Genomic DNA, 26738 nt, shown 5'->3' on the forward strand with positions numbered 1-26738 from the left:
AATCTCTTCTTTCTAATAAAAGAAATGGCTTATAAGATTTAATTGTTATTTATTAATTTTTTAATCTCATCAATGTCAATTACTTTAAATGCTATCAAAATCAGTAAATAAAAAGGGATTGTTATAATTGAATAAATTATCAACAAAACATTGTTTTCAACATTAAATAAAGAAATAAATACCAAGGTATTTACAAATATCACTTTAAATAAAGTAACAAATGGAAAAATCACTTTTATTAAATGCTTCGTATAGGCGAATTGTACCACAGAGAAAAACACTTGAGATATTGTACTTGCAGTTGCAGCTCCGATTGCCCCATATTTAGGAATTAAAGCGATATCAAGTACAATATTTAATATCCCAGATAAGATCCCTAAATTAATTATCACTTTTTGTTTCTCAAAATAAAATGGCAAGGAACTTGAAACATTTAAAATTTTGCTTACAACAGTCCCAAATAGCAATAATAAAAACACTGTAACAACCCCAGTGTATTCATTCGTATATATTAATGTAAGAATTGAATCTGAAAATAGGACAGCATAAGTGAATATGAATATTAGCACAATAACGAAATATTTTGAAATGCTATTTATTAATGTGGTTAATGTTTTAGTTTCGTTTAAAGCTACAAATTTAGAAAAATAGTTATTTACTATGGACATTATTGGAGAAATAGCATAATTTATGATGGAAATTAAGCTATATGCTAATCCATAAATAGCTAGTTCTTTAGGGCTGGAATACAACGATAAAAACAGGAATTCGGATTTATTCCAAACAATTTGTTGCCATATAATATTAATGTACATATATTTAGCATAATTTTTTATACGTTTTAAGTCTTTTTTTAGTATGTTAAAACCCATTTGTATTTTCAAGTCCGGTAAAAGTGTTTTAATATTTTTAAAATATATTATCACTTGCAATAACGATGTTATACCTATTACCCCTAGCATAGCTATTATATTTTGGTATTTAAAAGAAATAACGGAGTTTATTGAGATAGTGATTATTTGGAAAGTTACATTTACTTTCGCAAAAATATCAAACCTTTGTAATGCTTGAATAGTACTTACAGTGATACTCATAATCATCATTGGTGAAATGATAACAATAATTAAAATATAAAAACTAAACTTAATATCGTTAATTTTTCCAAACGTTGTTAAAAAAGGGTAAGCTGCAATTAATAAAATAGATCCGAATATTATTACTTTAATCTGTTTGGTAATTATATAACTTATCAAGCTGCTTGAATGTGTTGCTTTATTCTTATAATAGTATTCTGGCAAAAATTTTGTGATCGTACCTTCAAATCCAAAATTGAGTAACAATGTTATTGTGGATATTAACCAAGTATAATACATGTATACTCCGAATAGATTAGCGCCTAATGTCCTTGAAAAAATCACTGTAGAAACAAAACCTAATATCGCCAAAATTATTGTTCTAAAATAATTACTTTTTATATTGGTTAAGAAACTTATTGGTTTACTCATTTTACCCCTGTCGTTTTATAATTATTTCCTCGTACAAATTAATTATTTTAGATGATATTTTATCTGGACCAAAATTACTCAAAATATACTCTCTAATATTTTTTCTATTAAAACTATCTTTTGAACTATACATTTTAAATAAAGCCTTTCCTATTTCTTCAATATTTCTTTTATTAATTAATATCCCAACTTTATGATTTATTATATCTTGTGGACCACCACTCTTAGTAGATAATATAGGTAATCCTGTACTCATAGCTTCTATTAATATTGATCCAAAAGTTTCAACTTCACTTGTTGAAACCAAACAGTCTGACTTCCAAAGTAAATCTCTTACTTGAGTCCTATCAAGGACACCTGTAAATATCACTTTATTTTCCATCCCTAAATCGCTTACTAATTTCTTTAAGTTTTTTTCCTCAGGACCTTCTCCAGCAACGTATAATAATACATTTTTATTCTTAAGCGTATTTACAAACGCTTTAATTAATAAATCAATTCCTTTGTTTTTATCTAAACGTGATATTGCAGAAAAAATAAATTGAGAACTTCCATTATTTTTTTTTTCAGACAATGTAAAAAAATTAGTATCTATAAAATTAGGAATTACAATAATTTCTTTCCTTTGATCACTTGTATATTTTTGAATTGATTTTTTTAACATATTACTCACTACTGTAATTCCGGCTGCACCGTCAAATACATCCCTAGCATATCTTAATTGCCAATTACTTAAATTGTTGAGTGGGAATCCACTACTATGTTCCGTTACAATATATGGAATATTATATTGTTGAGATATTATTTTAGCTACGTAGCCACCAAAAAGAGCACAATGTGCATGAATAATATCAGGTTTACCATATTCTTCAATATATTTTCGGGCTAATTTGACGCTCCTATAAACCCAAATTTTACTTCCTATTTCAAACATAGTAGGAATATAATTCCAACTATGGTTTCTGAGGACTAAAAGCTTGTCTTCTACATAATATTTAGTTTGAAATCTATTAACTAAAATAGTTTTTAATTTTACTTTCTTTACACTTCTTAATTCAGAGTAAATTACTGCACTATTAAGATTATTTCGTGCTATCAAATTCGCTTGTTCCTTAAAAAAGATTCCTTTTATGCTGTCTTCTTGTTGAGGGTAGAATGAAGGTATAGTCAATATATTTAATGATTTTTGTTTCATATTTAGTTACCTCTTCCCATAATTTCTTTCACTGAAATTACGAACAGACAATTCTCCCCTCCACCTAGTCAAACATTTTCTTAACTTTTTCTTCTTGTTCAACCTTTTTTGTATCTGAAGCAACCATAATTTGAACTAGCTCTTCAAATGAAGTCTTCGTAGGATTCCACCCCAACAACGTTTTTGACTTAGTCGGATCTCCCAACAACTGTTCAACCTCTGCTGGACGGAAGAACTTCGGATCAACTTCTACAATCACTTCGCCTGTTGCTTTGTTCATTCCCTTTTCCTCTACACCCGAGCCAACCCATTCAATCTGAATACCAGCGTGTCTAAATGCCAAATCGACAAATTCTCGGACAGAGTGCATCTCACCCGTCGCGATAACAAAGTCCTCTGGCTTATCATGCTGAAGCATCAACCACATGCACTCTACGTAATCCTTTGCATAGCCCCAGTCGCGAAGGGAGTCCAGGTTGCCGAGTGACAATTTCCTTTGTTTGCCTTGAGCGATTCGTGCGGCAGCTAGCGTGATTTTGCGTGTTACGAATGTTTCGCCGCGGCGCTCTGATTCATGGTTGAATAGGATGCCGTTTACGGCGAACATGTTGAATGACTCACGATAGTTTTTCGTGATCCAGAAGCCGTAAATTTTTGCTGCTCCGTATGGTGAACGCGGGTAGAATGGTGTTGTTTCTTTCTGCGGCACTTCTTGTACTTTGCCGAACAGCTCTGATGTGGATGCTTGGTACACGCGTGTTTTCTCGGTAAGGCCTGCAATACGGACCGCTTCGAGTACGTTCAGTGTGCCTTTTGCATCGACATCCAATGTGTAGCCTGGCATGTCGAAGGAAACGCGAACATGTGATTGTGCGGCTAGGTTGTAGATTTCGTCCGGCTTGATTTCACTCACTAGTCGAGTGACGTTCAATGCATCGGTTACATCACCATAATGAAGGTGAAAGTTCTCGTTGTTGATGAGTGCGTCTGCTTCTTCAGCACTCATGATGTCTTCTAGTCGTTCCTGGTTATACGAAGAGCTGCGGCGAATCATGCCATGCACTTCATATCCTTTTTCTAATAGAAACTCTGCTAAATACGATCCGTCTTGCCCGGTTACACCAGTAATTAATGCTTTTTTCATTCGATTCTATTCCTCCGTTATTAGCTGTTCACTTTTTGTACTGCATTGTCTAAGAACCATTGATACGCTTTTTTCAAGCCTTCTTCTAAAGATGTGCTCGCTTTCCAGCCAAGGCTGTTAAGCTTCGTTACATCTACCAGCTTTCTTGGTGTTCCGTCTGGCTTGCTTGTATCGAACTGAATCTCGCCATTGTAGCCAACGGTTTCTTTTACAAGATGTGCGAGCTGGCCGATCTCAATATCCTCGCCCACTCCAATGTTCACGATTTCATTTCCTTCATAGTTATCCATTAAATACACACACGCATCGGCTAGGTCATCGGAGTAAAGGAACTCGCGCTTTGGTGTTCCTGTTCCCCATACTTCAACAAACGGCTGTTTGTTTTCTTTTGCTTCGTGGAACTTGCGAATCAGCGCCGGCAGTACATGTGAGGTATGAAGATCAAAGTTGTCGTTCTCGCCATAGAGGTTCGTTGGCATGACCGAGATGTATTTTGTACCGTATTGACGGTTGTAGGACTCACACATTTTAATTCCGGCAATTTTTGCGATGGCGTATGGCTCGTTTGTCGGCTCGAGTAATCCCGTAAGCAAGTATTCTTCCTTTAACGGCTGCGGTGCAAGCTTCGGATAAATGCACGTGCTGCCTAAGAAAAGAAGCTTCGTTACGTTGTTGCGGTATGCCGCGTCAATGACGTTCGTTTGAATGAGCAGGTTGTCGCGGATAAAGTCTGCAGGGTACTCGTTGTTCGCGACAATGCCACCCACTTTCGCTGCAGCCAGAAACACATAGTCAATCTTTTGTTGCTCAAAAAAATGGTCGACTTGGATTTTATCCGTTAGGTCCAGCTCTTTACTCGTGCGGTATACAAGGTTCGTATATCCTTCTCTTTCTAGTCGTCGTACAATCGCTGATCCAACCAACCCGCGGTGGCCAGCTACATATATCTTGGCATGTTTGTCCATGTTTTCACCTTCTAATACGCATTATCCGATCCAAAAAGGACGGTTATCGTTTTGAGTATAATTTTGATATCGAAAAATACACTTCGCTTGGAAATGTATTGAATGTCCAGGTTCACCATTTCTTCAAAGCTCATCGCGTTTCGTCCGCTTACCTGCCAAAGGCCGGTACAGCCTGGTGTGACGAGAAGGCGCTGTTTGTGATAGGCGTTGTATTGCTCGACTTCGCGAGGAAGCGGCGGGCGCGGCCCAACGAGGCTCATGTCGCCAGTGAGGACGTTCCATAGCTGCGGCAATTCATCGATGCTTGTTTTTCGGATGAACTTCCCGATTTTCGTAATACGGGGATCCTCCTTCATTTTGAACATCGCTCCTTCAATCTCGTTATATTGAAGCAGCTCTGCCAGCTTTTCCTCCGCATCGCTTACCATGGAACGGAACTTATACATGTAGAACGCTTTGCCATCTTTTCCAATGCGGATTTGTTTAAAAAAGACAGGTCCTTTTGAATCTTCTCTTTTAATAAGAAGAGATACGATTATAAACACCGGTAATAATAAAATAAGTCCGACTAACGCGCCGAGAATATCGAGCATTCGCTTGCTGCCCTCATAAAAACGATCATCTTTCACTGCCACACTTGCTGGCTGGCTGGATACCTTCATGGTTTGAACTTGTGTTTCTGCCACTTGTTCCGCTCCCCCTTTCATCATTTATCTACCTATATAAGTTATGTAAAATAGGGCATCTAACCCCCCCTCACACCATGCTACTGACAACAATGTGCTAAGGCGGTTAGACACCCACAGCATAGCCGAGTGCCTCCATTGATACAGGTAAGGAGACATCACCTTTTACAGCAGTTGACTACTTTACTTTTAAACTACTAAGAATGCGTTCCAGCTCTGGAATAAGTTCTTTGCGTATTTGCTTGTCACGCAATGCGAATTCGAGTGTTGTCGTGATGAAGCCAAGCTTCTCTCCAACGTCATAGCGGATGCCGGAAAAGTCGTAGGCGAATACGCGCTGAAACGTGTTGAGCTTTTGAATGGCATCCGTCAGCTGGATTTCTCCGCCTGCGCCTTTTTCCTGCTGCTCTAAATACGTGAAGATTTCGGAAGTGAGCACGTAGCGTCCCATGATGGCAAGGTTCGATGGTGCTGTTCCTTTTGCCGGCTTTTCTACAAAGTTTTGAACACCGTACAGCTTGCCGAAGCTGCTGATCGGATCAATAATTCCGTATCGGCTCGTGTGTTCGTCTGGTACCGATTGCACACCGATGATGGAAGAACCTGTTTGTTCGTATTGCTCGATCAACTGTCTCAAGCAAGGCTTGTCCGCTTGGACGATGTCGTCTCCTAGCAGGACGGCGAATGGCTCGTCGCCGATGAACTTGCGTGCGCACCAGACGGCGTGTCCGAGGCCTTTTGGCTCTTTTTGGCGGATGTAATGGATGTCTGCCATTTGCGAGGATTGCTTTACTTTTTCAAGCAGGTCGGTCTTTCCTTTTTCAAACAGGTTCTGTTCGAGCTCGAACGCATGGTCGAAGTGGTCCTCGATGGCACGCTTGCCTTTACCGGTTACGATGATGATGTCTTCAATGCCTGAAGCAATCGCTTCTTCGACGATGTATTGAATTGTCGGCTTGTCGACGATCGGCAGCATTTCTTTTGGCATTGCTTTGGTCGCTGGCAGGAATCGGGTTCCGAGGCCCGCTGCAGGAATGATGGCTTTGCGAACTTTTTTCATTAAGAGTTAACTCCTTCAAATATTTACTTTGTTAACTAAACCATAATAGAGAACGCTGCCTCACCTTTTCCGGCACATCTTTCATGATGCTCCGGCCTTCTGCGAGCAGGTAGGCATTTTCCTCGAACTGATATCTTGCTGTTCTGCCAAAATCCTTTTCGAGCTGTTCGTAGGCGCGCCTTAAATGAAAGGGCCGCTTTTTTGTATCGTGTGCGTCGCTTGCGATAAAGTGAGCAAGATTGCTTTCGACAATTTTTTTCGAAAAAGACTTAACATTTCTCCCTAATCTGCCGATATAAGAGGCAGCCGTCACTTGAGTGAGTGCACCGTTCTTGACAAAATCGTATAATTTGTCAGGGTTCTTTAGTATGGCTTTGTTTCTCTCGGGATGGACGATAACAGGGATTAAGCCCTCGATCTGGATGTTGTAGAGCATCTGCTTGGTGTAATGCGGCACCTCGTTGTGAGGCAGTTCCACAAATATGTACTTATGAAGATTGTTGATGGTTAACAGATCTTCTGTTTCGTATGCACGCAGCATATCTCCAAAGAGTCTTGGTTCTTGGCCAGGCAGGATCGTAACTGGGATGGATCGTTCGGTTAATGTTTGGTTTAACGCATGGACTTTTTCTAGGATGGTTCGTTTGTCGTTCTGGTAACGATGGTTATAATGAGGAGTTGCGATGATTGTGTCGATTCCTTCATTTGCAGCAGCACGTGCCATGTCAATAGAATCTGCGATTGAAGCTGGTCCATCATCAAGGCCCGGAAGGATATGACAGTGAATATCGATCACGTTAAACACCTTCTTCCTATTTTCCTGATAATTTCCCAATTACTGATAAATACCAACACATTTGGATGAGGACTAAAGTATGATTTTCGTCTTCATAATCCTATCATACAAATTCCTTATGGATAAAGGGGGTGATATTGTCGAAAGTTGACTAATTCCCCCTATTTACACATTCTTAATAATAGTAATAATAATCGTCATTCTTCTGATTTTTGCTGTTTAACACGACTCCAAGCAATTTGCCTTGACCAGTCATGAGCATTTCCTTCGCTTTCACTGCCTGATCCTGTTCGGTTCCTCCGCTTTTCACGACAAGAATGCTTCCGTCTGTTATGTTAGATAGAATCTGCGCATCGGTTACCGCAAGCACGGGCGGGCTGTCAAACAGGATGAGGTCAAACTCAGCTGATGCTTCTGCCAACAGCTCTTTCATCGAGTTCGATCCGAGCAATTCGGATGGATTAGGCGGAATCGGACCAGAGGTGATGAGAAATAGGTTCTCATTCTCCGTTTTCTGAAGTACCTTTTTCATGTTGCTCTGCTTGGATAGGACATTTGTCAGGCCTTCCAGGTTTTCCGTTTGAAACGTGTAATGCACCGTTGGCTTGCGCAGATCCGCATCGATCAGCAGCACTTTTTTCCCTGTTTGTGCGAACGCAACAGCTAGGTTCGCGACGGTCGTCGATTTCCCTTCGCCTGGTCCAGGAGAGGTGATAACGAGTGTCTTCAGCTCTTTATCCACACTCGCGAACTGGATATTCGTTCGAAGGGTCCGGTACGCTTCGAAAACAGGAGATTTACTGCTTAATTTCGTGACAAGCGCACGCTGTTTCATCGGTGTCTTCTTCTTAAACATGTACGCTGCCTCCCTTTTCTGCCGTCCTTGCTTCTCTGCTCGTTTTACGCTGTGACGACGCATCGATTTTCATTTCTGCGATCGATCCAAGTACGGGCAGCTCTAGCACTTTTTCAATGTCCTGCTCTGTTTTGATCGTGTTATCCAAATATTCAAGCAAGAACGCTAATCCCACCCCTGCCATAAGGCCTACAACAAGCGCAATTGCCATGTTCAGAAGCGGTTGTGGTTTGACAGGTGACGGGTTTTCCGCCATTTGTGCTTTTGAGAGAATGCTTACGTTATCGACGCTCATGATCGTCGCGATTTCTTTTTGGAAGACGTCTGCGATCGTGTTCGCCATGTTCACTGCCATCACAGGGTCTTTGTCTTCTACTGTTACTTCCACGACCTGCGAGTTTTCTTTTGAATTCACTGTAATCTGGTTATTCAGCTCGCTAACGCTTCGATCCAAATTCATTTCCTGTTGCACTTTTTCCAATATCGCCGGGCTTTTAATAATGACGTTGTACGTGTTAATAAGATCAAGGTTTGTTTGTACCGCGTTAAAATCTATTTGCTTATCGCTTTTTGCTTGGTTGACAAGCAGCTGTGTTGAAGACTGATAAATGGGAGTCAGCAGGTAAAAGCTGACCAGTCCAGCTGTGATCGTCGCCGCAACTGTCAGCGCGAGTATAAGCCACAATCGCTTTCGTAAAATAGCAAACAATTCTTTTAGGCTAATTGTCTCTTCCATTTTCCCCTCCAAAGGTTTGATTACAAATAGTGATTATATCACAGTGCTTTCCAATATAAAGAATTATTTTGGAAAAATTACAGGTAATTTTACAAGTAGATGTTTTTTGTAACAAAAATGTAACTATGGTGCGTAAAAAGTGGATTATAACGAGTGTTATCAATAGTTGATGAAATGATGGAAAGATACTGAATTATTATTCTAGTACGTTAAATTCGCGGGTAAATGGCTTCTGAGGTATTGGAAATTCCGGGTGCTTATTCGGATGAATGTTGATTGACTTTTGTGTGATTTGTCTCGTATCTACTCTCCTAACCTATCATAGTGAAAAATACCTACTGACAGTTTAGCACAAAGTTTTCCAATGTCATGAGGGAAATTTGCCGTAATACGCTGTTTTCGACACATTCAGACGATATTTGGTAGGATTGTCGAACGAAAGTCCTTGTCCTTTGTGCCTATGTAATGAGAACGTTATAAAGAACAGCATGACAATCACACAATCAACATACCTCATTCGGGTGGTGACAGGCACCGTGAAAAAGTTCTTGATTGTATTTGGCATTACCGCAAGTGTATTTCTTGCCGCCGCGGGCGGATATGCGTTCTATCTGTATTCGTCAGCCAAGCAGGCTGTAACCAGGATGCAGGAACCGGTGGAGACAAATGAACCGAAGCCGGTATTCGCTACAGAGAACCTTCCGCCTATTTCAATTCTTTTGCTTGGAGTGGATGAGCGAGCCAACGATAAGGGCCGGTCGGACACGATGATCGTGGTGACCGTGAACCCGAAGCGTGAAAGCATGCTGCTGTTCAACATTCCGCGCGACACGCGTACAGAGATCATAGGAAAAGGAACGGTCGATAAGATTAATCATGCTTATTCGTTCGGCGGTCCGCAAATGGCGATGGATACGGTCGAGCACTTTCTTGACATGAAGCTGGATTATTTTGTGAAGATTAACATGCAGTCGTTCCAGGAAATCGTCGATGCGGTTGGCGGTGTGACGGTGAACAACCCTTCTGCTTTCTCGTTTGAAGGCTACGAGTTTCCCGCTGGCAGCCAGCAGCTAAACGGCAGTGAGGCACTCGCGTATTCGCGCATGAGATATGACGATAAAAAAGGTGATCTCGGCCGCAATGACCGGCAACGGCAAGTGATTCAGTCGATCATCTCAAAGGGCGCAAACGTTTCAACCATTACGAAGTTTGATAATATCCTAGAGATCCTGAGTAAGAACGTGAAAACGAACATGACGTTTGATGAGATGCAGGATATTCAAAGCAACTATAAGAATGCGCGGCGTACGATTGAATCTACTGAGATTAAGGGTGTTGGGCAGAGGCTGAACGGGGTTTGGTATTATTCGGTTAGTGAAGAGGAGCGGCTGCGGGTTGTGCGCTTGATAAAGGAGCATATGAGCTAGATCGATACCTGAGGGCATGTTGCCTTCGGGTGTTTTTTTGTGGGGAGTTGATCTGCGTTACAGGTGCACGCTTTTCGCGGGGTGCAGCGAAAAGCAGAAAGGGCTCGTCCAGCCACGACAAGCAAAAGGGCAAGAGGCCGGTAAGTCGCTCTTTGACTTATTGGACTTTTGAACTTTTGACCTCGAGTGGCTAGCCCTTTCTGCTGGACAAGGTGAGCCCTTCCGTCGCACGCGCCAATGGAAGGGCTCACCTGTCTCACTCATCCCGCTGGACAAGGAAGGCTGCGGCAGCAAGACATCAAACGCAAGAAAAAGTGAAGTTCTTTTTCGAGGAGTCGGCACCTTTCACTCCGATCAACTTGCAGGGATGTATTCTCTGTCTATCAACCTTCGAAGTTCTACTCTTCTAGCATTCTTTTCTACTACTAATTTCTTAATTTTTTCCAGTTGGAAGGGTTTGTGGGGAGTGTTGGCGAATTTGTTTTTGAATTCCTAAATCTACCAATATATAGAATGGGGGAACTTTTTTGTCTATGAAGTGGCTTAAGGTCTCGGCTGTGCTGGGGCTGTCGATCAGTATGTGGAGCGGTCCGACCGCTTCTGCTTTTACGGGTAGCGGTTTGCCGTCTGCCTTGAATACGAGGGATTTTCATCCGCTCGGTCATAATGTGTACACACCTGAGAAGAAAAACGCCCAATTGGAAACGGACAAGATTGTTTTAAAGCTGGAAAAGTCGCTTACGTCTGCTGATTATTATAAATCAGGCACGAAGCTGATTCGCTCGGTTCCTGAGCTTGGGTATGCGGTCGTGCAGGTAAAGGACAAGAAAGGCTTTGGCAAGGCAATTGCTTATTTCCAAAAATCAACGAAGGTTCTTTCTGCTGCTCCTAGCGTGAGCTACTTACCGCAAGCAACTCCAGATCCGAAGGTGAGCAAGCAGTATTTCCTGAATACCCTTCAAGTCGATGAGGCACATAAGCTTGCGGGCACCAAAAAAGTGAAGGTGGCGGTGATTGATCAGGGCATCGACCGCAAGCATCCTGAGATTGATTCGAAGGTGATTGAAGCGATTAACGTCGCCGATCCGATGAACGCACCGATGCCGGATTTCCACGGTACTCATGTCGGCGGAATTATTGCTGGTGAGAAAGGAAACGGCGTCGGCGGGTACGGTGTCAGCCAAAATGCGGAGCTCATTTCTATTGATGTGTTTGACCGCGGCTGGGGTGCGAGTGATTATATCGTCGCAGAAGGCATTTTAGAGGCCGTCAACCAAGGCGCGAAGGTCATTAACATGAGTCTTGGCTTCAGCCGTCCGTCTCCGATTTTAGAAGAAGCGGTAAATGCGGCTCTCGCGAAAAATGTGACGGTCGTGGCGAGTGCGGGTAACCGCGGAAACAACACGCCCAACTATCCGGCGTCGTATGAAGGCGTTATTTCTGTCGGCTCGACGAACGATAAGAATGCGCTGTCTTCGTTCTCCTCTTATGGAACGGCGGTTGATGTTGTCGCGCCTGGTGAGGACATTTACGCGCCGCTATATGATTATGAGTGGAAATCCACGTTCTATAATTTGAGCGGAACGTCGATGTCAGCACCGATGGTTTCGGGCCTTGCTTCCCAGCTTTTGGCCAAGCACCCGTCACTCAAGCCGTCTGAGGTAGAATACATTATCGAGCACACGGCCAAAGACCTTGGTTCAGCAGGATACGATACGTCGTATGCACACGGCTTGATCCAGCCCGTCGCGGCATTGAAGTTTGATCCGAAGAAAATCCCGGCTGCTGTTAAAAATCCGGCGAACGATGCGGAAATTTTAAAAAGCGCTGAGTCTCTCACGTTCACAGGGATGAGCACAGAGAAAAAGAATTATTTTGCGAAAGCGAGCCAGATGCACTGGTACAAGTTCCCTGTCACTGAGGGGGACTACATCCAGACGCAGCTTATTGGCGCGGCGAACTATGACTACAAGTATGATGCTCGTGTGTTCGGTGAGAATCAGTCGTATAGCGTGAGTATCAACCGCCACCAGGACGACCACAGTGAAGCCGGCCTCCTTAAGGCTCCTTTCACGGGTGTGATGGTGATTGGCGTGAAGGACGCGAACGGAAATTATGACGACTCTACTGGCAAGAAATCGAGCTACACGCTGAAAATCGATAAAACGAAAACACCGCCTAAGGATGAAAACACGGCGGAAAACATGAAAAAGGTCGATGCCCTGCCGTTCGATTATAGCAGTGAAACACTGTTTGGCGGCGAAAAAGGCGACCAGGACTATTATGAACTGTCGGTAAAAGAGCCGCAGCTCGTAAAAGTGGCCACGAAAGGCGTACCTGGTGTTAACACCGGAATCCGCGTGTATATGAAGAGCGAGGAAATGCCGCCTGAAGGAGAAGGAAAAGGCGTTATCACCGAAAAAGGTGACGAGCCAGAAGGTGAAGAAGGCGGATCGTCGCTTGAAGAGCCTATGTTCATGAGCAACTCGAACGGTTCTGGAGACGGTGAAGTACTCACCTTCCCTGCTATGCCGGATGTGACGTATTATGTGGAAATCACGAACCAAGAGTTCTTTAGCGGAAACTTTTTCGAAGAGATGTTCTTTGAGCGCAAGGAAGAAAGCAAGCCAGAGCAATCGCTGCTGCCATATGAACTGAGCATAACCTCAAAGGTGATTTCCGGTGATGAGGATGGCCTTTCTGCTCACAATGGTGATGAGGAAGAAGAAGACAGAGAGGAAGACAGCGAAACACGGTTTGTTGAACATGTGATCGAACAGTCTACTCCGTATGAAGTGGGCGGCTCCGCTTCTGGATACATCCAAACGCCGGATGACGCGGATCATTTCAAATTCACGTCTGGTGAAGCCGGCGTGTATGAGTTCAACTTCGGCGATGCTGGACTGCCGATGGCCATGATTCTGAAAGCGAAGGAAGTGCAGGACGAGGATGGCAAGCTATACAAATATTTCGAACCGGTCTCGTATAACTTTGACTTTACGTATAGCGGGATTGAATTGAAGAAGAAGATGGTCGCGGGACTAGAGAAGAATACTCAGTATGTCCTTCGCATCATGCAGAATGAGATGGACTCTAATGTATCGTTCGACCCGTATTCGTTCACGTCCAAGCTGAGCTATGCGAACGTGGCGGACAGCTATGAGCCGAACAATGACCTTAAATTGCCGGTAAAAGCGCTGCCGTCGACTTGGAGTGTGAAGGGGAACTTCGCTTCGGCTGGAGACTATGACCCTTACTACTTTAAGGCAAAGGAAGATGGAATCATCGAGGCGTCTCTTAAAAAGGATGAGGTAACATCCACGTTGTTGAAGAAATACCCTGCTGAGCTGCTGGCTGATTATGTGGGCTTGATCAGTGTGGTAGAGGATGTGAACCAAAACCAGAAGATTGACGAAGAAGAATTCGGTACATTGAAGTTCTTCAGCAAAAATTACTACACAGGCACGACACGCGGATCGTTTAAAGCGAAAAAAGGAAAAGGGTATTTTGTTGTGGCAGAAGGCTGGATGCAAAACAGCTCGAACCTTTCCCTCCTGCCTTACACCCTGAAGCTTCAGTCGGTGAACAAAAAGGATGAGGACGCAGGATCTGTTGTTCAACGAAACAAGCCATCCAAGCCGCTTTCACTGAAAAAAGTGAACAGCACACGCTCTGAGTTCAGCGGTTACTTGAACGCTGGCAAGACAGGCGGCGATGAGGACTGGATTCAATACAAAACGGTCCGTCCGATGAAAGCAAAGATCACGCTTGATGTTCCGCTTGATCTTGACGGTGTGATCACGGTGTATCAGAACGGCCGAGCGATCGCCTCGTCTGACCATTATGTCGACGGCGACGATGAAGTGCTGTACGTAAACTTCAAATACGGCACGTACTACATTGAAGTAAAAGACCGTTTTGGCAAAGCCAGCACAACACCTTACAAGCTGACGGTTTCCAAGCAATAAGTGACGGGGTCCGGTACCTTTTCATGCAACGGCGCGCTGCTGCGCCGTTCATTGAAAAGAGTACCGGACCCCTTTTTAGTTTTTAGTTTTTAGTTTATGTATATCTCGATGCGCTCCTTGCCTTTGCCGATGTTGTTTCGCTTCAGCCTAATATTGCCGACCTCGCCGGTTGTTCTCAGATGAGTGCCTCCGCAGGCGACTCTCGCAAACCCGTCGATCTCCCAATACCTTCTGCCTTCCTCTTGGCTGCTATACTCACTTGTAATGCTATCGTTCTCCTCGATGAGACGATGTGCTTCTTTTTCAAGGCGCGCAAAGGCAGCGGAGATGTTCTCGCCCCAAATGAAGTCGATGCGTGATTTGTCTTCTGCGATGTGTGCGCCGATTTTTTCAATGCCTGGCAGCTGTCTGTACGCGAGTTCAAGGATGATTTCGGCCGCAAAGTGCAGCCGCATCAAGCGATATCGTCTCTGCCAGTCGATTTCGACTGTTACCTCATCTCCCGTTTTGAGGCTATGCCCGTCTTCCAATGTATAAATAATCTCGTGTCCGTCTTTTTGGGCTCGAGAGACGCTGTATCCTCCGATCTTGCCATTGTCACTTTCCTGTCCGCCGGAGAAGGCATAAAAAATGGTCTGCGCTAACGTGATGTCATTGCCGTTCACACTTGTTAAACAGGTGTTTAATTTCGTTGCGTAAGGATCTTTCCAAAACCATTTTTCAACCATAACGGCACTCCTTTTTATAGAAAAAACGCCATTAGCGGCGTTTTTTCCTTCGTTTGATGATCATGGTGCATAGCAGCACACCGAGTAATGCCCCGACTGCATCGATTACGACATCCTCCCAATGCGGCGACCGGTTCGGCGTGAGTGATTGATGGTATTCATCGCTCATGGCGTATAGTACTGCGAGCACCCAGGATACTGCCGGATTGCGTGTAGCATTGTACAGCAGGACCGCGAGTATAAAATACGTGCCAAGGTGGGCAGCTTTGCGCACGAAGAACTCGATGACCGCCGCCGCGCCGTCCTCTGCGACACTAACCCACTCGCCCGCATACGGAACTTCTATGAATGCTGCGTTTTCATCGATCCACTCTGTCGGCAGGTTCTCCTCCCAAACGGGTTTCATGTCCTGCTTCTCATATGGCTGTGATGACGCATAAAAAATGACGCTCGCCCAAAGCGCTACGAGCAGCCAGCTGCCTATTTTCTTTGCCAAATCTGTCTTCCTCTCAGCTGTTGTATTTCCTTTTTGAGCAGTTCGTTTTCTTTTACAAGAACGTGCTCGATATACGTATAATCCTTCATAATCACGTCCAAAAACTCGTCAACCTCGTTCATATTATAGCCGCGGAACAAGCTTTTGTTAAACGTTTTATGATACACGAGCACATCGCTGAGCAAGAGATTATGGTGTATCCCTGACTTGCGCGGGTCGAGTTCTTTTACAGATACAGAGCGAAAATAGCCTTGTGAGGCGATTATCAAAACACGGTGCCCCTGTTCATTTTCCAAAATCACTTCCGCCGTATCCAGATCCTCTTCGTCGTAAACGGCGATCGACCGAATGACAATATCGGTCGGTGAATAGCCTTTCTGCAGGTGCTGCTCATACTCCCCGATCACTTCGGGAAACTGAAGCAGCAGCCTTTTCAGTTCATCAGACAGCATAGCCTTCCCTTCCTTTTCACCATTCTGCTAAAAGATCCACATAACGATTGTGTAAACACCTATCAAAAACGTGCCTATGATGGCTGCCACGGCGACAAGACAGCCGATGTTTTCAATGGTGTCTGATATGGTATTTTCATGAAATGTTCCGCGATTCTGGTGTTTCGTATATTTCAGCGCGCGTTCCACACGATCAGGCTTGTAGCCGTGCGCTTTCTCAAATTTCTCACACGCTGCCTGCATCTCTGGCGTCTTCTCTTTTTCCAAGTACCAATAGCGGCCCGCCATCGCAGGATCCTGCAGCTGATGATACACGTCACCGAGCTTTTTGCGGATCTCCAGATTATCTGGATACGTGGACAGCAGTCCGTGCAAACGGTCTCTCGCTTTTCCGAGATCACCCGCTGCTATATCCTCTTCCACTCGTTTCAGCGCAGGTGGAGTAATCATCAGAAGCCCTCCTTCTGTCTTTATCCTTTATTCGTTCCGCGCCAGCTTATCCCTTTTCATCACGAAAGAAAATGTTGCACTGCAGCCCGTCTATTTTTCCGTAATAGCGCTGAAAATCCTGCAGAGTTTGTTTCAGCTTCTCTGCTTCAGAAGGTAGACTAGCGGCCAAGCTGTTCCATCGCTTCAGCACGAGGGTTTCTGGAATGTCCGCCTCAAGGCTTGTGAGGGCATCCCAAAAGCCTTGCCAGTCAGGCGCATAACCTGGCGGAAAGGAGAGTTTTTTTTGAAAAAGGGTGTGAAGGTCTACTGGCGTTTGGGCGGCAGAAACATCGATAACGATTTTCTTCGTCCGCTCCTCTCCTTCTTCAGCATATTCGAATCGTTCTGTCATGATGTTGGATGGCAGTGTCGCGATTAGCTTGTCATACGTTGAAAACCTCGTATCGTTGGACAGCACGACGATTCCCTGCCCGTCGTAATCGATCCAGAACACTGTGCTTTCCGGCTGTTCCACATGAACGTTCAGTTTGCCGTTATGCCAGGTGAACGCCTTCTCGTGCAGCGACCACGCGGCAAAATCATTCATCGTCCCTAAGCTGACCGCCGTCTCCCAAAGTGCTTGTAACTGTGTGGCTGACGTGAGCGTGGCAACCGCCATCGTTCTCCCCTTTGGAATACGTGTCAATGTGAAGGAAATCTGTGCCGCTTCACACGTTTCCTGAAAATCATCGATCCAATCCTGATACGTTTTGATGCAAAGATAGACCGGAAACGCGTTCAATCTTTGCAGCCACTCGTTCATCCAGCGGCTTTCCTCCACATCGACAAGATTGCACTGCAGGCTTATCGCATGCTCGACGTTCCCTTTGAGTTTAAACGGAAAGATTTCGTTGTAGTCAGGCTGTCTGCTGCTATATTTTCCCGTTATGTAGCCTATTTCTATTTTCATGATGAGTACTTCTCCCTGTCTATGACGTTAGAAAATGATGAAAAAAACAAGGAAAGAAGAATGCAGCGTCTTCTCTCCTTGTTTTGGTGTGCAGCTTATCTTTCGCAGGCGATGCCGTCTCTGTCACGGTCGCTTTTGCTGTTTGCCTGGTAAAGCGGCTTGGAGGCGAACGGCTTGTACTTTGTCTTGCCGCCTTTATTCTTGGTTGTCGCCGAAATCGCTACTCCGCCTTTGTAAGTCTTGTTCAGCTCTGTGCAGTTCTTGAACGATTTCACCTTTACCGTTGCCGCATCCGCTTGCCCCACTGTTCCAGATGAAAAACCGAACACAAGCCCTAATGATAAAATAACCGCAGATGTCTTTTTCAAGATCATGACTTCCCTTCAAGTAAATTACTATTCTCAAAGAACATTTTATTACATAATTAGGAAGTTAGCAAACTTCATTCTTATTGTGGGGGTCCGGTACGTTTTCACATTCTCGCAGTAAGGACAACGCTGCGGCGAAAACGTACCGGACCCCATACTTTTTTGAAGCCTGTCAGCCAGCTGCTACGTCTTATGTTTAGAGAAGCACAACAAGGAGGGTTTATCACGTTGGAATCAATGGAAGAAGAGCTGGATTGGCGTTCTCAAAGCAACGAGGATGCGGTGGTATATTTTATGAAGCTGTATGGCGAGGAAATTAAGCGGCTGACGTTCTCGTTCGTGAAGAACTGGGAACAGGCCGAGGATATCACGCAGGATGTGTTTGTCACCCTGTACACGAAGCTCGATACCTTTAGAGGCGAGGCCGCGGTCCGGAGCTGGATCTATACGATTGCGATTAACCGCTCTAAGGACTTTTTAAGAAGCTGGCATCACCGGAAGATTGCGTTCACCGACAAATGGCTCCCATTGACCGCCGCCTCCCCTACCACTGTGGAAGAAGACGTGATGATTCAATCGGACAATAAAATGCTCGCTCGTTCGGTGCTTGAGCTGCCGATCAAGTACCGTGAAGTGGTCATTCTTTATTATTACAATCAATTCTCACTGAAGGAGATCAGTGAGATGACAGGCATAGGTGAAGGCACACTGAAGACGAGGCTTATACGAGGCCGAAACAAGCTTCAGGACATTTATTGTAGAAATGGAGGCCGCGATTAATGGAGCAAAAGCTGAAGAATTTAAAAACGATCATGGACGAAGAACTGTATACGAAGCCCGTATTCACAGCGAAGGATGAGGAAGCGGTCTTACGGAAAATTCAGGAATTACGGTACGTGAAAATAAAACCGAAAAAGCGGAACGTGATGCCTCAGCTGCTGACGGCCGCCGTCGTTGCTGGCCTCGCTTTTACCGGGTATGAGGTGATGAATCACGACAAAGCACCGAACACAGCGGTAGAGAAAAATGAAACGAAGGAGCTTTTCGCTGCGCCAACTGAGCAGTTCTCGCAGCCTAAGGGAACCGCCACGTATGACCCTGACATGATGAGCGTGGACGTGCAAGGCAGAGTTGTGAACACATCCAAGCATAACGGCGTTCCTTTTAAGATGAAATTGGTGCTGAAGAATCCTAGCTTGGCGGACGCAGCCGGCCAATCTGAGGTGCTCGTGGATGTACCGTCAGGCGTCATGCGCGCCGGCGACCCGTTTTCGTTTGCCTCTTCTATTGCGCTCAGCACGCCCATTGATCCAGCTGCACTTGAGAACGGTGTTGAGGTGGTGTTCTTCAACGATGATCGTGTGCTGTCGTCGTATGTGATCAGTGATCTTGTGATCAATGAACCCGCTCCTCCTCAAGCAACGAAAATTAACGTAGAGACGGTCGACGAAATTCGTTCCGATGAAGGGACACAGCTCAACGTTCAAGTGACCTTTGAAGGAAACAGCTCAGCTGAGATCGTAAACGTATTAAATGATGAAAACTATCGCAAAAACGTTACATTTGACGTTAGAGACGAGAACGTTGTAACGGTCAGTGAGACTGGTGTCGTTCAGGCCGTTCGTGAGCCAGCCGCCTATGATACGGTCATCACCGTCACCTATCAGGACGAAATGGGAGAGGTGCTGACGTTTGAGGTGCCCGTAAAAATAGAGCAATTGGAGAGTCTAGATTTAGGTACGTTAACATGGGAAGAACTCGTGGCGGTTATGAAGCCTGGCATGACGATGGAACAAGTGAAGGCCATGTTCGGCAGTAACTACCGAACAAGCGTGGATGACATGGACAGCAATCTGGTATGGGACTATCGCTTCGGTATGATAGACGGGTATAAGACGTATTATGGTGCTGTTGCGGGCGTTGATGTAAGAGATGTGGAGGGACTTGAACAGGAAAAAATCCAAAAAATCGTGCACTTCTATTGGAAAAAAGATAACACGATTCGAGCGTTCAGCATGTACACAGGAGAAAATGGAGAATTCATTAAAGACAAACATAAAGAATTTGAGCCAAGTATTAATCAACTTCACTGATTGGTTCGGGGTCCGGTACCTTTTGAAAGGGTACCGGTCTTTTTTTATGACTTAATCCGTACATATCGCCCCTTTCCTCTCCCTCATTTTTCCTTCACAATAAAATAATGGAGATTTTGAATCCCTTTTTTCATGAGCGTCGTCTTACCATCAGAAATATGAAGGAGGTACATTTCTTGAACACGGTAGATGAAGAGTTGGATTGGCGTTCCGAGAGCAATGAGGATGCGATTGTCTTTTTTATGAGGCAGTATGGCGAGGAAATTAAGCGGCTCGTCTTCACGTTTGTGAAGAACTGGGAGCACGCTGAGGATATTACACAGGACGTTTTCGTCACCCTTTACACAAAGCTGGATACGTTTCGCGGCGATTCTGCCGTTCGCAGCTGGATCTATTCGATCGCCATTAACCGGTCCAAGGATTTCTTGAAAAGCTGGCATTATCGAAAAATAGCGTTTACCGACAAATGGCTGCCACTCGCGGCCAGCTCAGGCACATCAGTAGAAGAGGATGTGATCACACAAACAGACAACAAGATGCTGTCCGATTCCGTGCTGCAGCTGCCGCTCAAATATCGCGAGGTTATCCTGCTTTATTATTACAAACAATTTTCGATAAAAGAGATAAGCGACATGACAGAAATTAGTGAGGCAACCCTAAAAACCAGGCTGATCCGCGGCCGGAGCAAACTGCAGGAAATCTTTATGAAGAACGGAGGCCAACTGTGATGGAGAAGAAGCTGAAGACCTTACACACCACAATGGATGATCAGCTAACCCAACATAAAGTGTTCACAGAAAAGGATGAGAAAGCTGTGCTGGAGAAAATCAATGATCTGCGCTACAGAAAAATGAAGCCGCAAAAACGCCGAAACATCGCACCTCAGCTGCTGACGGCCGCCGTCGTTGCTGGCCTTGCTTTTACCGGGTATGAGGTTATGAACCACGACAAAGCACCGAGCACAGCGGTAGAGCAAAATGAAACGAAGGAGCTTTTCGCCGCTCCAAGCGAGCAGTTCTCACAGCCACAGGGCACGTTAATATATGATGAGGAAAAGAATACGGTGGATGTGAGCGGAATTGTTACGAACACATCACAAAAGAAAGGCGCTCCGTTCAAGCTCAAGCTTCGGCTGACGAACGAAGAACTGATCAAAGCCGCTGGAATGTCAGAAGTGTTGCTTGATGTACCAGCAGGTGAGATCGAAGCCGGAGAGTCCTTTACCTTTGATTACTCCATTCCACTCAGCAGCAAGATCGACCGTAGCAGCCTTGAGAACAGTGTAGAAGCGGTGTTCTACAATGAAAAAAGAGTTCTCTCATCGTTTGTCTTCCAAGATCTGAAAGTGAACGAAGAAAAAAATTATTTGGTGGTAACCGGACTTCAAATCAACAGTGCGGATGAGTTAAAAGCTGGTGAAAGCATGCAGCTTGAGGTGTTCGCGGTGATGGATGATACAAGACCAACTGATATAGGCGTTGGACCGCAAGAGGCAGTGAAACATGGAGAAGTAACGTTCGAGGTTCGTGATCCAGACGTCCTGACCGTGAGTGAAGAAGGATTCGTGACCGCAGCAGCCAATCCGGTGAAGGATGAAACGGTGATCACTGTCCGATTCACTGGACACGATGGCACAGAATTTGAAAAAGAAGTGCCGGTTAAGGTGATGAGTGAGTACCCCCTTGCTACGCCAGAGACTCGTGCCTTTTATGAACAGTTCACCTGGGGCATGACGAAGGAAGAAGTTATCAAATTGCAAGGTAAGAATGGAACAACAACTTCCAGCGGCTCGCTTCGGTATCCTTTTTCCTATTTTTCCAAGTATTCTTTTACAACAAAACTGACCTATATTTCTTATGGCTTTCAAAACAACAAGCTAAGTACGATTACTATCCTTTTCAACACCAATTTCCCATTCGACGCTAAGTCACAAAGCTACGATGGCAGTGAACAAGTAAAGCCTGTTTATGAATTTGTGTACAATGTTTTCGATCCTCACTCAAAAGTGAACATACCCGCTTTTTCATTAGAACCGACTACGTGGACTAATGGAAACACAAAATTCCTTGTCCATTTCGACTATGGCTTTAATGTTAATCCGCCAAATGACGCAGTGACTAGCACCATGATCAATCTGCAGCCAGCTGGAAATGCGGATGGTGTTAAAGTTGTGAAATAATCTTTTTCCACTTTGGCCTTTCGGGGGTCCGGTACGGTACCGGACCCCCGAATTTTTTTATCCTCCTCCCCATTCTCCTTGCGCATTGGTCCATAGAATAAGTGTATTTCCACTCCTCATAACTCCTGCAATAAAGCCTAAATTCTCGCAACATTCCCATTCCTTCATGAGTAAAATATCCCTTTGAATCCAATTTATAGACAGCTTATTACCGCTATATTTAATTCACTTGTCATTGTGATGACAACTTCTCTTTTGGTGTTTTTACCGCTGAGCTTATCTGTTAAGTTAGCAGTTGGGTTTTTCGATTTTGCTTTTATAAAATAATATAAATGAGGGATATTATGATAAAAGAGTGGAACTTGTTACGTACTATCGCTTGTTTATCGATCGTGTTTTTGCATAGTACATCCCAGGTGGGACTGGCCACGGGATTTCCGCAATCAGAGTATTATCAGCTTCTCAGAACCATTCTATGCTACGCGACACCCACTTTTGTAGTGCTGTCAGAAGTTATACTAGCCAACCGTTATCCCGATAAACTCCCTGAAAATTTTTGGTCAAAACGGTTTAAATGGATCCTTGCACCGTACGTTTCGTTCGCCATTATTGATGCCTTCATCAGCTATAAGATGAGCCCTACCTTCGATTTGGGCGAAAAGATGTTAAAAAACTTGTTTCTCGGTGAATTTGAAGGCTATTTTGTACTGATCATCTTTCAGTTTTATCTTTTGCATTATTTCGTGACAAAATACCGTCTTTCCATGAACTGGCTCGTTCCTGTCAGCATCCTTGCCATGGTCTTTCATTTCAAGATCCTAGAAGGCAACATTCCGTTCGTGCAAGAGCATATCGCCTTTTTCAAAATTCCGTTCACCGCTTGGTTCGCGTACTTTACCATCGCGTATGTGATCGGCAGGCATTATAAAAAGCTTTCAAAAATGTTTCTGCAATACAAATGGTGGACCTTAGCGGGTGTTGTGGTATCTCTGCTCGTCGTATTTGTTCTGTTTGAAGCAGGTTACACGAGCGTCGGATCACGACGAATCGATCTGCTCCCACTCACGATTGCGATAAGTGTTGCCGTTATGGCTTGGGGCCAGCTTATGCCTAATTTTAAAGTAATCAATGTGATTAGCAGCTATTCGTTCGGCATCTACTTTCTTCACTGGCAGCTGCAGCGTTACTTTGGCGCAGACATCGCCGGGTTATTCGAGAACACCTTTACACGCGTGTTCGGTTTATTCTTCATCTCATTAGCCGGTTCCATGCTGATCATCTTCCTATTTTCCAAGCTGCCTTTCGGGTCGTTTGTGGTGGGAAACACGAATCGAAAGGTACCAAAAAAGAAAGAAATGAAGCTGTCACGTGCGGCTTAAACTTATTGTGCTAGCCAGGCCGCTCTCTGATCAGAGAGCGGCCTATTTTATGATGGGGGTCCGGTACTTTTTCGTCGAAAGTACTATCTGGCAGGATAACATTGAAAAAGTACCGGACCCCCAAAAATAATCATCTGTTATGTGGATAACCATACTTATCCACCGTATCGTCAACAGTATACACAGCCGCGGTTTAAGAAAAAGGGCAAACAAACTCGTTATTTGTCGGAATTCTTAAATAATCGAATAAATCTGTGGATAAAGTAAGAAAGTCTGATCAAAACTTATCAACAGGTACCGTACCCCGCTAAAATTTTTGGGTGTGCTCTTTATACTTATTTTTCGATGAATTTAAGCTTTAAATTGATTATGTTTCCTCATGTTGAAAAATCTGTCTAACTATACACTTATATGTAGAAACAGATCGACATCGAGGAGGATAAGAATGATCAGAATCACAAAATATCTCGTCGCCTTTATGATGGCCTTTTCGTTAGTCACTCTTTATTTGCCTGCTGAGCAGGCATCCGCTGCCGCTACACCGATCAATAAAGCGGTCTATGTCAGCGTGGATGTGGCCAATATCCGTTCAGGTGCATCGTTAAGCTATAAGGTCATCGCTCAGTTAAAAACGGGAGCAAAAATGACAGCGTATGAACAGTTCACGAACAGCAAGAATGAAATCTGGTACCATGTCGTGCTGCCGGACGGCCGTAAAGGCTGGGTCGCGAGCTGGATTGTTACCACTACTGCTCCGCCTGCTACAAGAGTGATTCTCAGCGCTCCGCTAATCAGCCAGATGCCTGAGCTGCCGCGCGGCTGTGAGGTCACGAGCCTCGCGATGATGCTTCAATATGCCGGCAAAAGCGCCAACAAGATGACGCTCGCGAGCCAGGTCAAAAAGGATCCGACGCCATACCGCAAGGCGGCAGACGGAAAAGTATATTTCGGCAATCCGTACGTTGGATTTGTTGGGAATATGTATGACAAAGACAAGCCAGGCTACGGCGTGTACCATGGACCGGTTGCCTCGCTGGCACGCCAGTACCTTGGGACGCGTGTGGTCGACCTGACAGGAAAGACTTTTCAAACCGCTGTGATCGGGCAGCTGCAAAAGAAGAAGCCAGTGTGGGTAATCGCCAACTCCTGGTTCACGGCCCTTCCTGCATCGCAGTTTACGACATTCTATACACCTCAGGGTCCTGTAAAAGTGACGTACCGCGAGCATTCCGTTCTCGTAACCGGATTTGACAGCCAGTACATTTACTTTAACGATCCGCTGACGAATCAGAAGAACCGCAAAGTTGCGCGGTCGAGCTTTGCTGCCGCCTGGGATCAGATGGGCAAGCAAGCGATTAGCTATAACTGATGAATGAGTGCTTGACTTGGAATGACTTGGGGTCCGGTACCTTTCCGGTTGGAAGCTGCTGCAAAGCGGTTTTTCCGGAAAAGTACCGGACCCTTTCTTTTTTATTGCTGCAATCCCATCATTTCAGCAATTGTCGTAACAATGAAGGATTATGCTGTAAAGAACGCTTGAAATGCTTTGAAGAATTGATAACTTGTTGTGAAGATGTCTTAACTTGATGCATGAATTTCAAAAAGTGTTGTGACACGGTATTTTAACTACACTTTTTATGAAAAAAAACACCCTAGAAATGCCCACACTTTCAAAATTAGATAAAATCGCTCGATTTTGTTTAAAAAATCACCTTGAAACGACTGAAATCTGGAGGAAATTACTCTAAAATTGTTCATAAGAAGAAATTTGGGGAGCAAGGCACACTCACGAACGCCACATATGCAGCCCACTCACAAAATTAACCATGAAGGAGTGCAATATGGAAAAGAAAATCACGAAAAAGGAAAATGGCAACGAGTATATCGAAGGAACATACCGTCTCTGGAAGAATCCGAACGGTGGCATCGCAATAAAGTTTGATAAAGAAAGCGAGCTTTATACCATTCCTAAGAACTCGGATTTGCATAAGCGCATTGGAGAAAGGTTTAACATCTAAATTGTTCACGAAAAAAAGAGCCCACGGATGACAAGGTATTTCGTCATCCATGAGCTCTTTTTATTCTTTAACCAGCCTCATCAATCGGCTGCCATTCACTTCTGTACTAAACCCGAACCTTTCATAATACGGGGCAAGCCGGTCAGGACAGTATAGCTCCACCCTGTCGACGCTGCTTACACGTGGGTGCGATAGAATGCTTTTCATTAACAGCGAACCGATTCCTTTGTTTCTAGCTGTCTCTTTCGCGATGACATCAAAGATAAACGCACGGTATACCGTATCGGTGATCACACGGGCAAACCCGATTAGTTCTTCTGTTTCTTCGTCCAAAACGCCAACAACTAACCCGCTGTTTTTAAACATTTGTTTCATATCCTGCATCGTGCGATCCTTTGTCCACCATTCCTGCTGAAATAAGTGATGAACCTGAAGCAGCTCATTTTCGTTAAATTCCTCGATTATTTTATAGCTCATCCTCTTCCCTCCTGCCAGAGGAATTCGCCATCCCGGGGTCCGGTACCTTTTAGGTTGGATGCGGCTGGAACGCCTTTTTTAAGGGGATGTACCGGACCCCAGATCTTGGAACCTAGATCTTGGAACCTAAATCTTGGAACCAAGATCTTGGAACCAGAAAAAAAGCCAGGGAAAAAACCCTGGCTTAGTTCACTTTTGAGACGCTGAAGATCACGCCTGCTTTTTGGTCGTATTTTAGGTTGTAGCGGATAAGGTTCACTTCTACTGAAGTTTCATTTTCATGAAATTGATAGGACTTATCAAACAGTCTCAAATCCTTCAGCACGTCGCCTACTTCTTTTTTACTCAGTTCTGGATTGGTCGCAGCGATTAACAGTCCCATCGTAAGAACGATGTCGTTTCCGTCTCCCTGGCCAACCATGATTAATTCGTGAACTTGCCCAGTATCATTCACATTTTCCATGATTGTCACATCATCAGACACAAGCGATGTGATGGTTTCTTTATCTTTTCTCGTTTCCTGCAGCTTGTAGTTCAGCTTCATCTCTTTGTTGGCTTCCGAAAAAGCGCTTGTGAATTCGTCATGATTTTGGAACAGCGGAACGGTCATTAACGCTCCGGCTACGATAGGAGCGCAAAAGTACGCAACTGTTCCAGCCGTGATGACCCATCGTTTTTTCTTCGTATACTTTTTTTGTTTCCATAGGATGAACAATCCTAGCGGTGGAAACAAGATCAAGAATGTCCATGTGATCCAGGACTTCTGAAGTAGGCTTTTTTTACTTCGAACGGTTGTATCTGGCTGCATTTC

Annotated in this window: 26 protein-coding genes; 9 read left to right on the forward strand and 17 right to left on the reverse strand. The window is 44.4% G+C overall.

Features of this window, described 5'->3' with window-relative positions; genetic code table 11:
* Positions 1–38 precede the first annotated feature (38 nt).
* The 9 genes from ACFQPF_RS06860 to ACFQPF_RS06900 all read right to left on the reverse strand — a co-directional run bounded on the left by ACFQPF_RS06860 (position 39) and on the right by ACFQPF_RS06900 (position 8943).
* Positions 39–1505 (reverse strand): oligosaccharide flippase family protein, encoded by a 1467-nt coding sequence (locus ACFQPF_RS06860; RefSeq protein WP_379747915.1) that lies wholly within the window; start codon positions 1503–1505, stop codon positions 39–41.
* 1 nt (position 1506) lies between these two features.
* Entirely contained in the window at positions 1507–2700 is a 1194-nt protein-coding gene (locus ACFQPF_RS06865; RefSeq protein WP_379747917.1) for a glycosyltransferase, read from the reverse strand.
* A gap of 64 nt (positions 2701–2764) precedes the next feature.
* Positions 2765–3844, reverse strand: a complete 1080-nt coding sequence (gmd, locus tag ACFQPF_RS06870; protein WP_379747919.1) for a GDP-mannose 4,6-dehydratase — start codon at positions 3842–3844, stop codon at positions 2765–2767.
* Between the two features lie 20 nt (positions 3845–3864).
* Complete coding sequence (fcl, locus tag ACFQPF_RS06875; protein ID WP_379747921.1) at positions 3865–4809, reverse strand: GDP-L-fucose synthase; 945 nt, start codon at positions 4807–4809, stop codon at positions 3865–3867.
* A gap of 11 nt (positions 4810–4820) precedes the next feature.
* Positions 4821–5471, reverse strand: coding sequence for a sugar transferase (locus ACFQPF_RS06880; RefSeq protein ID WP_379748469.1), 651 nt, complete (start codon positions 5469–5471; stop codon positions 4821–4823).
* A gap of 202 nt (positions 5472–5673) precedes the next feature.
* The gene (gene galU, locus ACFQPF_RS06885; protein ID WP_379747923.1) at positions 5674–6555 is read right to left on the reverse strand and encodes a UTP--glucose-1-phosphate uridylyltransferase GalU; all 882 of its coding nucleotides are present in this window, start codon (positions 6553–6555) and stop codon (positions 5674–5676) included.
* Positions 6556–6586: 31 nt separating this feature from the next.
* A complete protein-coding gene (locus ACFQPF_RS06890) occupies positions 6587–7351 on the reverse strand; it encodes a tyrosine-protein phosphatase (protein WP_379747925.1) in 765 nt (254 codons plus the stop codon).
* 175 nt (positions 7352–7526) lie between these two features.
* Positions 7527–8207, reverse strand: coding sequence for a CpsD/CapB family tyrosine-protein kinase (locus ACFQPF_RS06895; protein WP_379747927.1), 681 nt, complete (start codon positions 8205–8207; stop codon positions 7527–7529).
* Positions 8200–8943, reverse strand: a complete 744-nt coding sequence (locus tag ACFQPF_RS06900; RefSeq protein WP_379747929.1) for a YveK family protein — start codon at positions 8941–8943, stop codon at positions 8200–8202. The genes ACFQPF_RS06895 and ACFQPF_RS06900 overlap by 8 nt, the downstream gene beginning before the upstream one ends.
* A 536-nt stretch (positions 8944–9479) precedes the next feature.
* On the opposite strand from ACFQPF_RS06900, the gene ACFQPF_RS06905 reads away from it, so the two are divergent.
* Positions 9480–10370, forward strand: a complete 891-nt coding sequence (locus ACFQPF_RS06905) for an LCP family glycopolymer transferase (RefSeq protein WP_379747931.1) — start codon at positions 9480–9482, stop codon at positions 10368–10370.
* Between the two features lie 533 nt (positions 10371–10903).
* On the forward strand, positions 10904–14338 hold the full coding sequence (locus ACFQPF_RS06910; protein ID WP_379747933.1) for a S8 family peptidase: 3435 nt from the start codon (positions 10904–10906) through the stop codon (positions 14336–14338).
* An 89-nt stretch (positions 14339–14427) separates the two neighbouring features.
* Here the strand turns inward: ACFQPF_RS06910 and ACFQPF_RS06915 are convergent, their stop codons facing one another.
* The 6 genes from ACFQPF_RS06915 to ACFQPF_RS06940 form a co-directional block, all read right to left on the reverse strand.
* Entirely contained in the window at positions 14428–15066 is a 639-nt protein-coding gene (locus tag ACFQPF_RS06915) for an alanine--tRNA ligase-related protein (RefSeq protein WP_379747935.1), read from the reverse strand.
* A 31-nt stretch (positions 15067–15097) separates the two neighbouring features.
* Positions 15098–15562: a VanZ family protein gene (locus tag ACFQPF_RS06920; protein ID WP_379747937.1), complete on the reverse strand. Its 465-nt coding sequence runs from the start codon at positions 15560–15562 to the stop codon at positions 15098–15100.
* A complete protein-coding gene (locus ACFQPF_RS06925; protein ID WP_379747939.1) occupies positions 15547–16014 on the reverse strand; it encodes a DivIVA domain-containing protein in 468 nt (155 codons plus the stop codon). Before ACFQPF_RS06925 ends, ACFQPF_RS06920 begins: the two co-directional genes overlap by 16 nt.
* A gap of 27 nt (positions 16015–16041) precedes the next feature.
* Entirely contained in the window at positions 16042–16464 is a 423-nt protein-coding gene (locus tag ACFQPF_RS06930; RefSeq protein WP_379747941.1) for a DUF6584 family protein, read from the reverse strand.
* Between the two features lie 46 nt (positions 16465–16510).
* The gene (locus tag ACFQPF_RS06935) at positions 16511–17413 is read right to left on the reverse strand and encodes a barstar family protein (protein ID WP_379747944.1); all 903 of its coding nucleotides are present in this window, start codon (positions 17411–17413) and stop codon (positions 16511–16513) included.
* Positions 17414–17508: 95 nt separating this feature from the next.
* Entirely contained in the window at positions 17509–17781 is a 273-nt protein-coding gene (locus ACFQPF_RS06940) for an excalibur calcium-binding domain-containing protein (protein WP_379747946.1), read from the reverse strand.
* 237 nt (positions 17782–18018) lie between these two features.
* Here ACFQPF_RS06940 and ACFQPF_RS06945 point away from each other — a divergent pair, with 237 nt between their 5' ends.
* The 7 genes from ACFQPF_RS06945 (at position 18019) to ACFQPF_RS06975 (ending at position 25450) form a co-directional block, all read left to right on the forward strand.
* A complete protein-coding gene (locus ACFQPF_RS06945) occupies positions 18019–18561 on the forward strand; it encodes a sigma-70 family RNA polymerase sigma factor (protein WP_379748471.1) in 543 nt (180 codons plus the stop codon).
* Positions 18561–19874 (forward strand): hypothetical protein, encoded by a 1314-nt coding sequence (locus ACFQPF_RS06950; protein ID WP_379747948.1) that lies wholly within the window; start codon positions 18561–18563, stop codon positions 19872–19874. The genes ACFQPF_RS06945 and ACFQPF_RS06950 overlap by 1 nt, the downstream gene beginning before the upstream one ends.
* A gap of 176 nt (positions 19875–20050) precedes the next feature.
* Positions 20051–20602, forward strand: coding sequence for a sigma-70 family RNA polymerase sigma factor (locus ACFQPF_RS06955; RefSeq protein ID WP_379747950.1), 552 nt, complete (start codon positions 20051–20053; stop codon positions 20600–20602).
* Entirely contained in the window at positions 20602–22053 is a 1452-nt protein-coding gene (locus tag ACFQPF_RS06960; protein ID WP_379747952.1) for a hypothetical protein, read from the forward strand. Before ACFQPF_RS06955 ends, ACFQPF_RS06960 begins: the two co-directional genes overlap by 1 nt.
* Before the next feature lie 344 nt (positions 22054–22397).
* Positions 22398–23432: an acyltransferase family protein gene (locus ACFQPF_RS06965; RefSeq protein WP_379747954.1), complete on the forward strand. Its 1035-nt coding sequence runs from the start codon at positions 22398–22400 to the stop codon at positions 23430–23432.
* A 445-nt stretch (positions 23433–23877) separates the two neighbouring features.
* Positions 23878–24801 (forward strand): C39 family peptidase, encoded by a 924-nt coding sequence (locus ACFQPF_RS06970; RefSeq protein WP_379747956.1) that lies wholly within the window; start codon positions 23878–23880, stop codon positions 24799–24801.
* 472 nt (positions 24802–25273) lie between these two features.
* Entirely contained in the window at positions 25274–25450 is a 177-nt protein-coding gene (locus ACFQPF_RS06975) for a hypothetical protein (RefSeq protein WP_379747958.1), read from the forward strand.
* 60 nt (positions 25451–25510) lie between these two features.
* Here ACFQPF_RS06975 and ACFQPF_RS06980 read toward each other — a convergent pair whose 3' ends face one another.
* On the reverse strand, positions 25511–25927 hold the full coding sequence (locus ACFQPF_RS06980) for a GNAT family N-acetyltransferase (protein ID WP_379747960.1): 417 nt from the start codon (positions 25925–25927) through the stop codon (positions 25511–25513).
* Positions 25928–26111: 184 nt separating this feature from the next.
* Complete coding sequence (locus ACFQPF_RS06985; protein ID WP_379747962.1) at positions 26112–26735, reverse strand: hypothetical protein; 624 nt, start codon at positions 26733–26735, stop codon at positions 26112–26114.
* Positions 26736–26738: the final 3 nt, after the last annotated feature.

The organism is Fictibacillus iocasae, from assembly GCF_042665465.1.
Classification (GTDB): Bacteria; Bacillota; Bacilli; order Bacillales; family Fictibacillaceae; genus Fictibacillus; species Fictibacillus iocasae.